Below are 14,977 nucleotides of genomic sequence, written 5' to 3'. Positions count from 1 at the left end.
CTCCTCTACTGGACCATGTCGAGCGCCGTGTCGAACATCTCCTGCAACGTCTTCATGACCGCCGCGGCGGCCTCGTAGGCGGATTGCAGGGTGGAGATCGCCGCGGTCTCCTCGTCGACGTTGACGCCGCTCTGGGACGAAAAGGTCGTCTCCAGGCTGCTGGTGTAGGTTTCCTGGCTGTCGTAGGCGGTCGATGCCGTGTCGGCGAGCGTCGCCGCGTTCTGGATCACCGCGCCGGCGTAGCTGGCGAAGGTCGTGCTCCGCCCGGTCAGGCCGCCGGCGGCGTCGAAGCTTTGGCTGGCGGAGAAGGCGGCCTTCAGCGCGCTCGCCACCGAGCCCTCGCCGCTGGTCAGCACCGTGTCGCCGGCGGTCAGGCCGCTGGTGTCCGACAGGGCGGAGGTGGCGAGCAGGCTGCTGTCGGCGGTGATGCGGCCCGCCACCTTGATGTCGGAGGCGCCGGTGCCGGTCAGCAGGTCGTTCATGCCGTAGGCGGTCGAAAACGCGCCGTCGTCACCGCCGAGCGCGATGCCGTTGTCAGCGCTGTCGGCCTGGATCACCAGCTTGCCGTCGCTGGAGATCGAGGCGCTGGCGTTGCTCATCGTGTTGATGGCGTCGACCACGTCCTGCAGCGTCGACAGGGTGGACAGGTCGATGTCCAGCACTTCGGCCGCCGTGCCCGAACTGTCGGTGACGGCGACGCGCAGGGTGCCGCTGGTCACCTTCAGGGCGTCGCTAGCCGACACGCTTTCGGTGCCGGTCAGCGTCTGCGGTGCCGGGTAGGCGGTGCCCTGGTTCTGGATGGCGTTCAGCGTGTCCATCAAGGTCGTCGCCAACTCGTCCAGGCTGGCCTGCTGGGCCGGCAGGTCGCTGTCGCGCAACGTCACCAGCGCCCCCAGCGTGCCGCCGAGCGAGGAGCCGGTGACGTCGCTGCCGCTCAGCATGATGCCGTTGAAGCCGCTGGTGCCGCTGGCGCTGTAGACCGTGCTGGCGCTGACCGAGGCGGCCGGCGTGTAGGACAGCTCGTGTACCGAGCTGTCGAGCAGCGACTTCCCCGAGCTGGTCGAGATCCGCATCAGGCCGCTGTCGTCGACCTGATAGGTGACGTCGATGTTGGTCGCCAGGCTCTTCAGCGCGGTGTTGCGCTGGTCCTCAAGGTCGGTGGTGTTCTGGCCCAGCGCCTTGCCCTTGACGATCTGGTCGTTCAGGTCGTTCAGCGTGTCGAGCGTGTCGTTGATGGTGTCGACCGTCGTCGCGATCTCGTCGTCGGCCTGGGCGCGCAGCGACTGCACCGACGACGAGGTGGAGCGCAGAGTCTCCGCCAGATCGGACAGGTCCTGGATGGTGGCGGCCTTGGCGCTTTCGCTCTCCGGCGCGGTGGCCAGCGTCGCCAGGGTGTCGGACAGCGCGTCGATCATCGAGCCGATGTCGCTGCCGCTGCTGTCCTCGTCCGAGGCGACCGTGCCCATGGCGGACTGCAACTGGTCGAGGTAGCTGTCGCGGGTCTTGGCGGCGCCCAGGTCGGATTGCGCCGACACGATGGTCTTCAGCAGGAAGCGGTCGACGTTGCTGGTGACCGATGTCACGTCGACGCTGGCGGTGCTGACGCCGGTGTCGCGGGTGACGGTGGCCGCGGTCTTGCGGGTGTAGCCGTCGGTGCCGGCGTTGGCGACGTTGGACGAGGCGACCGCGATCCCGACTTCGGATGTGCGCAGCGCCGATGTGGCGATGGAACTCGCGACACGAAGCGACATGGCGGTGTCTCCCCAATCCGAACGCGGTCAGACGGTGACGGCGAAGGCGTGGCCGGTGGTGCGCGTCGGCACATGGACCGCGGTGCGCGCGCCGTAGCGCAGGCTGGCGCCGTAGACGCCGACCGGCGCGGTGGAGGCGGCGCGCAGCGCGGCGCCGATCGCTTCCTGCCGAACGCGGTGGACCTTGATCTGCGCCTCCATCACCCGCATGCGGGCGGCGAGCGTCGGCAGAACCTGACGGGCGGCCTCGCGGGCGGCGTCGCGCAACGCCGGGGCCACCCGCTTGCTGCGGGTCTGCGACAGGGCGTCGGCCAGCCGGTCCCTCCACGCCCGCATCAGCGACTGCATGTCGCCCGCCGCCAGCAGCGCGTCGCGCGGCCGGCCCTCGCGCACCGCCAACTCGGCCCGTTCCGCGGCGCGGTCCAGTTCGGTGACGAAGCCCTCCAGCACCTCGACCGCGTCGACGCGCAGGAAGATCGACGGCGCCGTCGGTGCGTCGGCGGTCGCCGGGGCGACCGCTTTCTTCAAGGCGATTTTCGGCGGGGCCGGCTTTTGCAGGGTCTGCTTGAGCGCCATGGCGGTGCCTCCGGGTTCAGTGCCCCCTATCGGGCTGTGTTGACGGTTCCACGGGGGGCGGCGGCAAAGCTGGCGCGGTTTCTTGCGCCCTCGGCGACGAGGGTCAGCGGCGGCCGGGCGCGTTGCGGCCATAGGCGCCGGCCCGGCCATAGGCGCTGACGGCGGTGTTCACCGCGCGGCCCATGCGGATGCGGTCGGCCAGCAGCCGCTTGGCGCCGTTGAGCCGGTCGATCAGGGTGATGAGGTCGTCGGCCAGCGCCAGCCGCTCCACCCGGCTGCTGGGGCGGGCCAGCAGCGCGTGCGCCTGCGCAACCAGCCGCCGATGCTCGAGCAACAGGGCCTCGGGTTCGGCGAAGCGGTCGTCGATCGGTGTCCTGGCGGGCCTTTGGGCGGATTTTTGGGCGGGCATGGCGTCACCGCTTCATCGAGATCAGCGTGTCCAGCATGTCCTGCGCCGTCGTCATCACCTTGGAGGCGGCGGAATAGGCCTGCTGGGCGACGATCATCCGGCTGAACTCGTCGGTCATCTCGACGGTGGAGCTTTCCAGCGAGCTGGCCTCGATATCGCCGGCCTTGCCGTCGCCGGCGGTGCGGAGCTGGTAGTTGCCGGACTCGTAGGTCTGGGTGAAGGTGCTGCCGCTCTCGCTGTCCAGCCCGTCGGCGTTGGCGAAGGTCGCGATCGGGATCTGGTAGATCGCCCGCGTCTCACCGTTGTCGAAGGTGGCGCGCACGATGCCGCTGCTGTCGATGGTGGTGCCGGTCAGCGTGCCGGGCTCGTAGCCGTTCTGCGTCGCGGTCCAGTCGCCGATCGCCGGCGTGTCCTCGCCGGACGCGTATTGCGTCAGCCCGTCGGTGCCGTTGGCGGTGCCGAGGTCGAGCGTCACCGTGCTGTCGCTGGCGCCGGTGGTCCAGCCGCTGACCGAGTAGGAGATGGCCGAGGGATCGACCGTCGTGCCGTTCTGGGTGGCGCTGGCCAGCGAGCCGTCGCTGTTGAAGCTGATGGTGATCGGGAAGCCGGAGATGGTGCCGGTGGTCGTCGTGCTGTCGTCGGAGCTGACCGGGTTCGACGCATCGACCGACCAGGTGTTGTCGGCGGTCTTGCTCCAGGTCATCGTCACCGAATGGCTGTTGCCCAGCGCGTCGAACATTTCGATGTCGGTGGTGAAGCTGTCGCCGGTGTCGGCGTCGGACGGCAGGTTGGCTTCCAGCCCCAGCGTCGAGGTCGCCTTGGGCGTGCCCTTGATGCTGGAGAGGTTGATGGCTTCCAGGCTGTCGGTGGAGGTCTTGTTGCTGGCGCTGACGGTGCCGTCGTCGGCCAGCTTCCAGCCTTCGAGGTAGTAGTCTTCCGAATTGACCAGATAGCCGTTGGAATCGGTGGAGAAGGAGCCGTTGCGGGTGAAGTAGGTGCCGCCGTCGGTGGTCTCGTTCGACACCACGAAGAAGCCGTCGCCGTTCACCGCCAGGTTGGTGGAGGTGGCCGACGACTGGATCTCGCCCTGGCGGCTGACGTTGCGGGTGTTGGAGGCGATGACGCCGCCGACCTGCTCGTCCACCGTCGTCGTCTTGTTGATGTAGGACGTGAACTCGGTGACCGTGCCCTTGAAGCCGGTGGTGCTGGAATTGGCGATGTTGCTGGAGATGCTGGCGAGCGCCTTGCTCTGGGCGGTCAGGCCGGACGTGGCGCTGTACATTGCGCTGGTGATGCTCATGGCGGCACCTGTCTTTTGAAATCCGGGGGAGGGGGGATCAGGAGACCGACAGCACGTCGTCCGCCGACAGGGTTACGCCGCCGACGCTGAGCACCGCGGAACCGGACGAGCTGTCGACCGAGGTCACCGTGCCCTTGAAGCGCGTCGTCGTGTCGATGGCGTTGCCGTTGGCGTCGAGCGCCTTGATCGTCAGCGTGTAATTGCCGCTGCTGTAGCTCTGGCCGTTGGTGCCGATGCCGTCCCAGGTCACCGCGTGGGTGCCGGCGGCGGTCGAGGAGCTGGTGTCGCTGTAGACGGTGTTGCCCGAACTGTCGGTGATCGTCAGCTGGACCGAGGACGCCGCGGAATCGAGGTCGTACTCCCAGGTCGCTTCGCCGTCCTGCAACGGGGTGGTGGAGCCTTCGGCCTCGACCGTCTGGCCGTAATAGCTGATGGCGCTGCTGCCGGAGCCCAGGCTGCTGCTGACCGTGCTGCTGAGGTCGGACACGGTGGAGGTCAGCTCGTCCAGCTTGTCGTTCATCGCCATCTGCTGGTCCAGCGAGGAGAGCTGGACGAGCTGCGACGTGTAGGTGCTGGCGTCGACCGGGTTGGTCGGGTCCTGCACCTCCAGCTGCTTCAACAGCAGGGTCAGGAAGGCCGACGAATCGTCGCCCAGCAGGGAGGTCGAACTGGTCGACGACGTCGTGGAACTGGTCGTCGAGCTTGTCGAAGACGTGGACGTGACCGAATCCACCAGCATCGCCATCTCCACCCAATCGCGGCCCGTTCGCGGACTCCGGGTGGGAATTCGCGGGAAAAAAGGCCGGTGTCGTTCAGGGAAGGGCGGTGTGCCGGCCGTCGGGCCGGGGCCGCCCCATTCGTTCTGTGGCTATCCACGGAACGGGGGGCGAAAGCTGGCGCGGTTTTTTGGAAAAAATCAGGGAGACGGTGCAGACAAGAAAAACCCCGGCTGGAACTGGGGGAGTTCCGGCCGGGGCTGAAGGCAAGGAGACAGACGTGCCAGAGACGGTGACGGGAGGGTTACGAGGCGTGGCGCAAGCCGGTCGGGGGAACCAGCTTGGCCGGTGATGTCCGCCCGGCCACCGGGAAGGGGACCACGGTGGCGCTGGCGGTGGCGGAGAGGGCGTCGGCCGGTTCGCGGCCGTTCAGCAGCCACTGGTAGGCGGCGGCGATGGCCACCCGGTCGCGGCCGGTCGACGGCAGGATGCGCAGGCCCGGCGCGGCGGTGCCGGCACGGCGAACCGCGTCGCACAGCGCGTGGCCGTGCCGGAGGTCCGACACCAGCACCGCGCTGTGTTCGGCCAGCACCAGCACCGAGGCCAGCGCGCCCAGATGGAAGGCCGGCAGCGGTGCGTCGCCGACCTCGCGCAGGTCGAGGAACAGGGTGCGCCCGGCCCCGGCGTCGGACAGGGCGTTGCGGAGGGAGGCGACCCAGGAGGCCGGTGCGGCGTCGCGCAAACCGGTGCAGGCGACGGCGTGAACGCCCCAGCCGGTGGTCGCGGCGATGATGTCCTTCATGCATTCCCCCCTTCGGCCAATCCCAAGGCCGCGTCAGCGGCCCTGGGGAACAGTATAGGGGAGAATCTTGACAATCAGTATATGAAACGAGTTTCGAACCGGTAACCGGCGTTTCCGCTTCAGCACGCGATCGGCCGTCCGTGCGCCGCACATTGCTGGAGCAACGCGGAGGGGCGCCATTGCGGGCCGCCGATGTCGCGGTCGTAACGCTCCACCGCCGCGACGATCTTGCCCAGCCCCTCCTGGTCGGCCCAGAACAGCAGGCCGCCGCGATGGGCGGGGAAGCCGTAGCCGTGCAGCCAGATGGCGTCGATGTCGACCGGGCGGGCGGCGATGCCCTCCTCCAGGATCTTGGCCGCCTCGTTGACCATGACGTAGAGGCAGCGCTCGCGCACCTCCTCGTCGCTCACCGGGCGCGGCGTGACGCCGCGGCGGCGGCGGTCCTCGGCGATCACCGCGTCGACCTCCAGGTCGGGGATCGGGGTGCGGCTGCCGGGCTCGTAGCGGTAGACGCCGGCGCCGGTCTTCTGGCCGTAGCGGCCGCGCTCCGCCAGGGCATCGAGCCAGTTGGGCGCCTGTGCCTCCGGATCGCCGGCCTTGCGCCGTTCCTCGCGGATGCGCCAGCCGACGTCGATGCCGGCGAGGTCGGTCATCGAGAAATGGCCGAGCGGGAAGCCGAACTCGGTCAGCACCCGGTCGACCTGCGCCGGGCTGGCGCCCTCCTCGACCAGCGCCATCGCCTCGCGCCCGCGCTGGTGCAGGATGCGGTTGCCGACGAAGCCGTAGCAGACGCCGACCGCCACCCCGACCTTGCCGATCCGGCGGGCCAGCCCCATCACCGTGGCCAGCACGCCGTCGGCGGTTTTCGCGCCGCGCACCACCTCCAGCAGCCGCATGACGTTGGCCGGGCTGAAGAAATGCATGCCCAGCACGTCCTGCGGCCGGCCGGTCGCCGCCGCGATGGCGTCGACGTCCAGCGTCGAGGTGTTGGTGGCGAGGATCGTGCCCGGCTTGCAGGTCCGGTCGAGCGTCTGGAAGATCGTCCGCTTGACCTCCATGCTCTCGAACGCCGCCTCCACCACCAGATCGGCGTCGGCGAGGTCGGCGTAAGAGACGGCCGGCCGGATCAGCGCCATCCGCTCCTCCACCTGCGCGGCGGTCAGGCGGCCCTTGCGGGCGGTCGCCTCGTAGTTGCGGCGGATCGCCGCCACGCCGCGGTCGAGCGACTCCGCCGCGCTGTCGAGCAGGACCACCGGGATGCCGGCGTTGGCGAAGCACATGGCGATGCCGCCGCCCATGGTGCCGGCCCCGACCACGCCGACCGACCGGACATCGCGGGTGGCGGTGTCGGCGGGCAGGCCGGGGACCTTGGCGACCTCGCGCTCGGCGAAGAAGGCGTGGATCAGCCCGGCGCGCTGCGGCGATTCCATGCATTGCAGGAACAGCGCCCGCTCGCGCGCCGTCCCTTCGGCGAAGGGCAGGGTGACGGCGGCCTCGACCGCGTCGACGATGCGGTGGGGCGAGAACAGGTGCGGCAGCCGCCGGGCCAAGTCGGCGCGGCGCTGGGCGAACAGGGCGGGGTCGGTGCCGGCGATCCGGTCGTTGCGGGCGCTGACCGGGCGGGTGGACCAGCCCTCCGCCAGGACCCGGCCGGCGACGCGCAGGCCGGCTTCCAGCGCCGAGCCCCCGTCCTCCACCGCGTCGACGAGGCCGAGCGCCAGCGCCTCCTCGGCGGACACCGGGTCGCCCGAGAGGATCATGTCCAGCGCCTTGGCCGGACCGACCAGCCGGGGCAGCCGCTGCGTGCCGCCGGCGCCGGGCAGCAGCCCCAGCTTGACCTCCGGCAGGCCGAGCTTGGCGCCGCGCAGGGCGACGCGGACGTGGCAGGCCAGCGCCACCTCCAGCCCGCCGCCGAGCGCCGTGCCGTGGATGGCGGCGACGATCGGCTTGGCGCTGGCGTCGAAGCGTGCGATCACCTCCGGCAGGGTCGGCGGGGCGGCGGGCTTGCCGAACTCCCGGATGTCGGCGCCGGCCATGAAGGTGCGGCCGGCGCAGGTCAGCAGCAGGATGTCGGCGTCGGCATCGGCCAGCCCGGTTTCCAGCGCGGCGAGCAGCCCGCTGCGCACGCCGTGGCCGACCGCGTTCACCGGCGGGTAATCGACGGTGATGACGCCGACGCGGCCGGACCGCGCGTAGTGGACCTGCTGGTTCTGCTGCATCGACCCTCTCCGAAAGACCTGGACTGCGGGCGTTTCGGCCCGCGGACGGTCAGTCTAGCAGACGGCCCGGCCGAATCAAGTTTTCGGAATTCGATTTCGTTGTGCGGAATATGGTGGCGGTTTAGCCCTTTCCCCCGCCTTCTGTCATTCCCGCGAAGGCGGGAATCCAGGAGGCTCCGCGCATAAGTGGTTGAGACGGCTGGATCCCCGCCTTCGCGGGGATGACAGCTTGGGGCATGTCTGCATATTCCCGTTCCACCGCCCTTACTGCGGTGCGGCGACGCGCAGGACGAAGGCGGTCGGCTTTTCCGCGGCGCTGAAGGGGCCGGGCACCTTGTTGGGCACCGGCGGCAGGCTCTTCAGGTAGCGGGCGATGGCGTGGGCGTCGTCGTCGCTCAGCGAGGCGAAGGACATCCAGGGCATGACCGGCGCCAGCATGCGCCCGTCCGGCCGCTTGCCGGTGCGGATGGCGGTGACGATCTGGTCCTCGGTCCAGTTGCCCAGCCCGGTGTCCTTGTCGGGCGTCAGGTTGGGGCCGTGGAAGACGCCCAGCCCGGGGATCTCGAACCCGACCTCCGACCCGCCCAGCATGCGGGCCATGTCGGGCTTGCCGAGCAGGTGACCCGGCGTGTGGCAGTCACCGCAGCTGATGACGGTGACGAGATACTTGCCGCGGGCGACGGCGTCGTCGGCCATGGCCGGGGCGGCGAGGGCGCCAAGGGCGGCGGCGGAGAGCAGCAGGGCGGACAGGGTGTGGCGGATCATGGCAGGCTCCGGGGACGATGATGGGGTGGGGGCAGGACGACCGCGCGAACTCAGGCGGCGACGACGTCCAGCATCAGCGATTGGACCGCGGCGACCACCGCGTCGGGCTGGGGAACGAAGGCCTGTTCCAGCGGGAAGCTGGCCGGGGCGGGGGCGTCGGGGCCGGTCAGCCGCAGGACGGGGGCGCGCAGGCTGGCGAAGGCCTTTTCGGCGACCAGCGCCGCGACCTCCGCACCGACGCCGCACAGGCGGCTCGCCTCGTGCACCACGACCAGCCGGCCGGTCTTGGCGACGGAGCGCAGGATCGCCGCCTCGTCGAGCGGCTTCAGGCTGCGCAGGTCGATCACCTCGGCGTCGATGCCGTCCGCCGCCAGGGCGTCGGCCGCCTGCAGGCAGGTGCCGACGGTCTTGGCGTAGGACACCAGCGTGACGTCGGTGCCCTCGCGCCGCAGCGCCGCCTTGCCCAGCGGGATGGCCTCGGCATCCTCCGGCACCTCGCCGGGGGTGTAGCCGAGCGCGATGTCGGCAAAGACCAGCACCGGGTTGTCGTCGCGGATCGCCGTCTTCATCAGCCCCTTGAAGTCGGCGGGGGTGGAGGGCATGACGATCTTCAGGCCGGGGCTGTGGACGAACCAGCTCTCGTTGTTGTGGTTGTGCTGGGCGCCGACGCCCCAGCCGGCGCCGGTCATCGCCAGCACCACCATCGGGAACTGGAACTGCCCGCCGGACAGGTAGCGCAGCTTGCCGGCGCTGTTGACGATCTCGTCCATCGCGTAGCAGAGGAAGGGGGCGAACAGCAGGTCGATCACCGGGCGCAGGCCGGTGGCGGCGGCCCCGGCGGCGGTGCCGGCGATGATGCCCTCGGCCAGCGGGGTGTTGCGCACCCGCGCCGCGCCGAATTCCTCCAGCAGGTCGCGGCGCTTGGTCGCGACGCCTTCGCCGAAGATCAGCACGGTCGGATCGCGGCGCATCTCCTCGGCCAGCGCGGCGGAGATCGCGTCGTTGACGGTCATCGTGGTCATGAAAGCGGTCTCCCGAAGGTCAGGCGTAGACGTCGGTGGTCAGCGCGTCGGCGCCGGGATAGGGGCTGGCGTCGGCGAAGGCGGTGGCGGCCTCCATCGTCGCGCGGACGCGGGCCTCGATGCGGGCGGCGTCGGCGGCGGTCAGGCGGCCGTCGCGCTCCAGCCGGTCGCGCAGCCGCGGGATGGGGTCGCGCCCACGCCAGTGCACCAGCTCGGCCTTGTCGACGTAGGACTGGTCGTCGGGCTCGAAATGGCCGCGCAGGCGGTAGGTCTTCGCCTCCAGCAGGAAGGGCTTGGCCGTCCGGCGGATGGCGGCGATGGCGGTGCGGGCGGCGTCGTGGACCGCCAGCGGGTCGTTGCCGTCGACCACCGCGCTGGCGACGCCGAGCGCCGCGGCCTGTCCGGCGATGCCGTCGGCCGCCATCGTCTCCTGGCGGTGGACGAAGGCCTGCCACTGGTTGTTTTCGCAGACATAGAGGATCGGCAGGTTCCACACCGCCGCAAGGTTGAGGGATTCGTGGAACCGCCCCTCGCAGGCGGCGCCGTCGCCGAAGAAGCAGGCGACGATGCCGGGCTGCTTCAGCATCGTCCGCGACAGCCCGACACCGGTCGCCAGCGCCAGCTCGCCACCGACGATGGTGGAGGTCAGCACGACACCCAGCTCCTTGGCCGAGATGTGCAGCGAGCCGCTCTTGCCGCCGCAATAGCCGTCGCGCTTGCCCATCACCTCCGCCAGCATGCGGCCGGGGTCGGCGCCGCGGGCCAGCAGATGGCCGGCGCTGCGGTGGTTGGTCAGGATCAGGTCGTCGGCGGTCAGCGCCGACACGACGCCGACGGCCGGCGCCTCCTGCCCGACGGCGGTGCAGGTGCCGGCGGCGCGGCCCCGGCCGTGCAGGTCGATCAGGGTTTCCTCATAGGCCCGGATCAGCATCATGCGTTCCAGGGCCGCAACCGGATCCAGAGGGGCGGGATCGAGCGGGGCGGGGTCCAGAACGGCCGGATCCGGAGAAAGAAAGGCGGTCATGCGGGTCGTCTCCGTGACGTCGTTTGCGGAGCTGACCATACGCACGCTAATTATGGTTCGGATACTAACTGTTGCTTAGCGGAATGCTAAAAGTTTCGTAAGTGTCTCAGATAAGATAACTTTCTTCCGCTCAGCTCTGGCTCCACCGCGTCGCCCAGCGTGCCAGCCGGTCGAAAGCGGCGTCGATCACCACCGCCAGCGCCGCCACGATCAGGGCGCCCTGGATGACGTAGGCCTGGTTGGAGCCGTTCAGCCCGACGATGATCGGCAGGCCGAGAGTCTTCGCCCCCACGGTCGAGGCGATGGCGGCGGTGCCGACGTTGATGACGACGGCGGTGCGCACCCCGGCCAGGATCACCGGCGCGGCGAGCGGCAGCTCCACCCGGAACAGGACCTCCAGCGGTCCCATGCCCAGCCCGCGGGCGGAGTCCAGCACCGCGGCCGGCACCCCCTCCAGCCCGGCGATGGTGTTCTCCACCACCGGCAGCAGGGCGTAGAGCGTCAGCGCGATGAGCGCCGGTTCCGCGCCGAAGCCGATCACCGGCACCGCCAGCGCCAGCACCGCCACCGGCGGGAAGGTCTGGCCCATCGTCGCCAGCGTCTCCAGCAGGCCGCGGAACTCCCGCCCCCACGGCCGGGTGACGGCGATGCCGGCGCCGCCGCCCAGCAGGATGGCGGCGAGGCTGGACAGCCCGACCAGCGCCATATGGTCCAGCGTCAGCCGCAGGAAGCTTTCCGCCTCGTAGAGCGGGCGGTCCAGCGTCGGGTAGAGCGTCGCGAACAGCGGCTTCAGCGCCGGCATGCCCAGCACCAGCGCCACCAGCGCCGCCAGCCCCAGCATCAGCCGGTCGGTCAGCAGGTCGCGCGGCGCCATGCCGGCCGCGCCGTTCATGCGTGCCCGCCCGACCCGGGCCGCACCAGATCGGACAGGTGCAGCACGCCGGCCGGCCGGCCGTCGCCGTCGACCACCGGCAGCCGTTCGGTGCCGCGGGCCACCATCTCCGACAGGGCCTGGTGCAGCGGCGTTTCGCTGGCCAGCGGCGAGCCGGTCAGGTTTTCATGCGGGCGGGCACGGTCGCCGACGGTTTCGACCGACAGCCGCTTCAGCCCCCATTCCTCGCGTCCGACGAGGTCGCGGACCAGCGGGCTTGCCGGGCGGGTCAGGATGTCCAGCGGCGTGGCGCACTGGATCATCCGGCCATGGTCCATCACCGCGATGCTGTCGCCCAGCCGCAGCGCCTCGTCCATGTCGTGGGTGACGAAGACCACGGTGGTGCCGGTGCGCCGATGGATCGTCGACAGCTCGGCCTGCAGGCTGCTGCGGGTGATGGGGTCGAGCGCGCTGAACGGCTCGTCCATCAGCAGGATGCGCGGCTCCGCCGCCAGGGCGCGGGCGACGCCGACGCGCTGCTGCTGGCCGCCCGAGAGCTGGTGCGGGTAGGCGGTGCGGTAGCGGCGCGGGTCGAGGTTCAGCAGCTCCAGCAGCTCCGTCACCCGGTCGCGAATGCGCGCCTTCGGCCAGCCGAGCAGGGCGGGCACGGTGGCGATGTTGCGCTCCACCGTCCAGTGCGGGAACAGCCCGACCGACTGGATGACGTAGCCCATGCGCCGGCGCAGTTCCTCCGGCTTCAACGAGGCGATGTCCTCGCCGTCGATGCGGACGACGCCCTCGTCGGCCGGGATCAGCCGGTTGATCATCCGCAGCACCGTCGACTTGCCCGATCCCGACGGGCCGATCAGCACGCGGAACTCCCCCTCCGCCACGGTGAAGGAGACGGATTCGACCGCCGTCCAGGAACCGAAGCGCTTGGTGACGTGCTCGAACGCGATCATGGCGCTTTCCTTCCTTGGACCAGGCCCAGATGGCGGGTGGCGGCGGCGATGCCGATCGACAGCAGCGCGTCGGCGGCCACCGCCAGCAGGATCACCGGAACGGCGCCCAGCAGCACAAGGTCCAGCGCGTTGGCGAACAGCCCCTGGAACATGATGGCGCCCAGCCCGCCGGCGCCGATCAGCGCGGCGACCGCCGCCAGCCCGACCGCCTGCACCACGGTGATGCGCAGCCCCGACAGGAACACCGGCAGGGCCAGCGGCAGGTCGACGCGCAGGAAGATCTGGCGCGGCGTCAGCCCCATGCCGCGCGCCGCCTCGCGCACCGGGGCGGGCACGCCGTCCAGCCCGACCGCGATGTTGCGGACGATCGGCAGCAGCGAATAGAAGGTCAGCGCGATCACCGCCGGCAGCGGCCCGACCCCGCTGATCCCGGTTCCCGGCAGCGCGGCGCCCAGCGCGGCCAAGGGCGCCATCAGCAGCCCGAACAGCGCGATCGACGGCACCGTCTGCACCACGTTCAGCACCGGGAACACGGCACGGCCGACCGCCGCCACCCGGTGCGCCGCGATGCCCAGCGGCACGCCGACCAGCAGCGTCGGCACCAGCGCCGCCGCCACCAGCGTGGCGTGGCGCAGCACGGCGTCGGCGAACACCTCGCGCCGGTTGGCGTATTCCTTGAGGATCGAGAGCTGGTCGAGATGACCGGACGCCAGTTGCAGCGCCACCAGCCCGGCGACCGCCCCGCCCACCGCCAGCCGGCCGACGGTGCCGAGCCCGAGCCGGCGGCCGGCGTCGATGGCGGTCAGCAGCCCGGCCGCCGCCATCACCCAGAAGCCCGAGGCGAAGGAGGTCCGCGCCGCGGCCGAGGCACCGGCGGCCAGCCGCCCCGCCTGCTCCCCCGCCAGCCAGACCAGCGCGGCGGCGAACAGCGCCCCCGCCGCCACCGTCAGGGCCAGCCCGGCGCGGTGCGGCCGCAGGACGGGGCTCGCCAGCAGCAGCAGGCCCGGCAGCAGCGCCGCCACGTCCCCCGGCCCCTGCACCGCCGCCCACAGCGCAACCGGCCGGCCCGACAGCAGCCGGTTGGGCGCGAAGCCGAGGAAGGGCAGCGCCACGGCGGCGACCGCGGCGGCCAGCGCCATCAGCAGGGCGACACGGTTGTGCAGGAGGGCGGGCGGGGTGGAGGGCGATGCGGCGGTCACGTCATCGGCTTACTTCAGGAAGCCCTTGGACTTCAGGTAGTCGGTGGCGACCTGCTTCTGGTCCTGGCCCTCCACCGAGATCTTGGCGTTCAGCGCCCGCAGCGTCTCGGCGTTCAGCGAGGTGAAGACCGGGGCCAGCAGGTCGCGGATCTTCGGGTTCGCCTCCAGCACCGGGGCGCGGACGGTGGGCGCCGGCTCGTAGACCATCTGCGCGCCCTTGGTGTCCTTCAGCACCACAAGGTCCAGCGCGGCGATGGCGCCGTCGGTGCCGTAGACCATGGCGGTGTTGACGCCCGACGTGCCCTCCGCCGCGGCGCGGATGGTGGCGGCGGTGTCGCCGCCGGCCAGCACCAGCAGCTGGTCCGGCCGCATGGAGAAGCCGTAGGTCTGCTGGAAGGACGGCAGCGCCGCCGGGCTCTCCACGAACTCGGCCGAGGCGGCGATCTTCGCCTTGCCGCCGCCGGAGACCCATTTGGCGAAGTCGTCCATGGTGGCGAGCTTGTTGGCGTTGGCGACGTCGCGGCGGACCGCCAGCGCCCAGGTGTTGTTGGCCGGCGCCGGCGTCAGCCAGACGATCCTGTTCTTCTCCTGGTCGAGCGTCCGGACCTTCTCATAGCCGGCGTCGGCGCTCTTCCACACCGGGTCGCTGTCGATGTTGAAGAAGAAGGCGCCGTTGCCGGTGTATTCCGGATAGAGGTCGATCTCGCCCGACAGCAGCGCGCCGCGCACGATCTTGGTCGGGCCGAGCTGGATCTTGTTCTCCGTCGCGATGCCGTTGGCCTGCAGCATCTGGAGGATCATCGTGCCGAGCAGCCCGCTCTCCGCATCGAGCTTGGAGCCGACGCGCACCGCGTCCGCCGCCTGCGCCGTGCCCTGGGCCGCGCCGGCCAGCAGTCCCAGCGCCAGCATGGCCGCCCCGATCGCCGACCGGCGGTTTTTAAAAGATCCGAACACCGTTGATCCTCCCCCAGAGACGAACGCCGTCGGCCTGACGCCGGCCGAGCTTTGGCAAAGGATGGGTCAAGGGATGGGCCGCCGCAAGCGCAGCCTTCCGTCTGTTCGGTAGGGACTATGACCTTTTGCTGATGCGGGCGGTCGGATCGCCGCGGATCCGGGTCGCTGCCGACAAGGAACCGGGTGCCGGCACCGGATGTTGACCGGGAAACCAGCAACGGAGGCCGCGATGTCCCAGGGCGACAAGTCCAAATACACCGCCGAGCAGAAGCGCAAGGCCGAGCACATCGAGGAAGGCTACGAAAAGCGCGGCGTGCCGGCGCCTGAGGCCGAACGCCGCGCCTGGGCCACCGTCAACAAGCAGGACGGCGGCGGCAAGAAGGGCGGCTCCGGCCACGACTGAGCGG

15 protein-coding genes are annotated in these 14,977 nt (G+C 70.6%); 1 reads left to right on the top strand and 14 read right to left on the bottom strand.

Annotated elements, in window-relative coordinates:
• Positions 1-5: 5 nt before the first annotated feature.
• The 14 genes from flgK to TSO352_RS20850 form a co-directional block, all read right to left on the bottom strand.
• Positions 6-1,751 (bottom strand): flagellar hook-associated protein FlgK, encoded by a 1,746-nt coding sequence (flgK, locus tag TSO352_RS20920; protein WP_109109171.1) that lies wholly within the window; start codon positions 1,749-1,751, stop codon positions 6-8.
• 27 nt (positions 1,752-1,778) lie between these two features.
• A complete protein-coding gene (locus TSO352_RS20915; protein WP_109109170.1) occupies positions 1,779-2,327 on the bottom strand; it encodes a hypothetical protein in 549 nt (182 codons plus the stop codon).
• A 103-nt stretch (positions 2,328-2,430) separates the two neighbouring features.
• The gene (locus tag TSO352_RS20910) at positions 2,431-2,736 is read right to left on the bottom strand and encodes a hypothetical protein (RefSeq protein ID WP_247872283.1); all 306 of its coding nucleotides are present in this window, start codon (positions 2,734-2,736) and stop codon (positions 2,431-2,433) included.
• A gap of 4 nt (positions 2,737-2,740) precedes the next feature.
• Complete coding sequence (flgE, locus tag TSO352_RS20905) at positions 2,741-4,036, bottom strand: flagellar hook protein FlgE (protein ID WP_109109169.1); 1,296 nt, start codon at positions 4,034-4,036, stop codon at positions 2,741-2,743.
• A 37-nt stretch (positions 4,037-4,073) separates the two neighbouring features.
• Complete coding sequence (locus TSO352_RS20900) at positions 4,074-4,775, bottom strand: flagellar hook capping FlgD N-terminal domain-containing protein (RefSeq protein ID WP_247872282.1); 702 nt, start codon at positions 4,773-4,775, stop codon at positions 4,074-4,076.
• Positions 4,776-5,056: 281 nt separating this feature from the next.
• Positions 5,057-5,554 carry a hypothetical protein gene (locus tag TSO352_RS20890; RefSeq protein ID WP_109109167.1) on the bottom strand — a complete coding sequence of 166 codons (498 nt, stop codon included), beginning with the start codon at positions 5,552-5,554 and terminating at the stop codon, positions 5,057-5,059.
• 119 nt (positions 5,555-5,673) lie between these two features.
• The gene (locus TSO352_RS20885; protein WP_109109166.1) at positions 5,674-7,773 is read right to left on the bottom strand and encodes a 3-hydroxyacyl-CoA dehydrogenase NAD-binding domain-containing protein; all 2,100 of its coding nucleotides are present in this window, start codon (positions 7,771-7,773) and stop codon (positions 5,674-5,676) included.
• A gap of 264 nt (positions 7,774-8,037) precedes the next feature.
• Positions 8,038-8,538, bottom strand: coding sequence for a cytochrome c (locus TSO352_RS20880; RefSeq protein ID WP_109109165.1), 501 nt, complete (start codon positions 8,536-8,538; stop codon positions 8,038-8,040).
• Positions 8,539-8,588: 50 nt separating this feature from the next.
• Positions 8,589-9,560, bottom strand: a complete 972-nt coding sequence (locus TSO352_RS20875) for a pyruvate dehydrogenase complex E1 component subunit beta (protein WP_109109164.1) — start codon at positions 9,558-9,560, stop codon at positions 8,589-8,591.
• Between the two features lie 19 nt (positions 9,561-9,579).
• Complete coding sequence (locus TSO352_RS20870) at positions 9,580-10,584, bottom strand: thiamine pyrophosphate-dependent dehydrogenase E1 component subunit alpha (RefSeq protein ID WP_109110773.1); 1,005 nt, start codon at positions 10,582-10,584, stop codon at positions 9,580-9,582.
• A 130-nt stretch (positions 10,585-10,714) separates the two neighbouring features.
• Positions 10,715-11,476, bottom strand: coding sequence for an ABC transporter permease (locus TSO352_RS20865; RefSeq protein ID WP_247872281.1), 762 nt, complete (start codon positions 11,474-11,476; stop codon positions 10,715-10,717).
• Entirely contained in the window at positions 11,473-12,417 is a 945-nt protein-coding gene (locus tag TSO352_RS20860) for an ABC transporter ATP-binding protein (protein WP_109109163.1), read from the bottom strand. Before TSO352_RS20860 ends, TSO352_RS20865 begins: the two co-directional genes overlap by 4 nt.
• A complete protein-coding gene (locus tag TSO352_RS20855; RefSeq protein WP_282183894.1) occupies positions 12,414-13,616 on the bottom strand; it encodes an ABC transporter permease in 1,203 nt (400 codons plus the stop codon). Before TSO352_RS20855 ends, TSO352_RS20860 begins: the two co-directional genes overlap by 4 nt.
• Positions 13,617-13,625: 9 nt before the next feature.
• Positions 13,626-14,525, bottom strand: a complete 900-nt coding sequence (locus tag TSO352_RS20850; RefSeq protein ID WP_109109162.1) for an ABC transporter substrate-binding protein — start codon at positions 14,523-14,525, stop codon at positions 13,626-13,628.
• 274 nt (positions 14,526-14,799) lie between these two features.
• On the opposite strand from TSO352_RS20850, the gene TSO352_RS33595 reads away from it, so the two are divergent.
• Positions 14,800-14,973, top strand: a complete 174-nt coding sequence (locus TSO352_RS33595; protein WP_199231684.1) for a hypothetical protein — start codon at positions 14,800-14,802, stop codon at positions 14,971-14,973.
• Positions 14,974-14,977: the final 4 nt, after the last annotated feature.

It is taken from the genome of Azospirillum sp. TSO35-2, assembly GCF_003116095.1.
Classification (GTDB): Bacteria; Pseudomonadota; Alphaproteobacteria; order Azospirillales; family Azospirillaceae; genus Azospirillum.
This window is presented reverse-complemented; position numbering and strand designations above follow the sequence as displayed.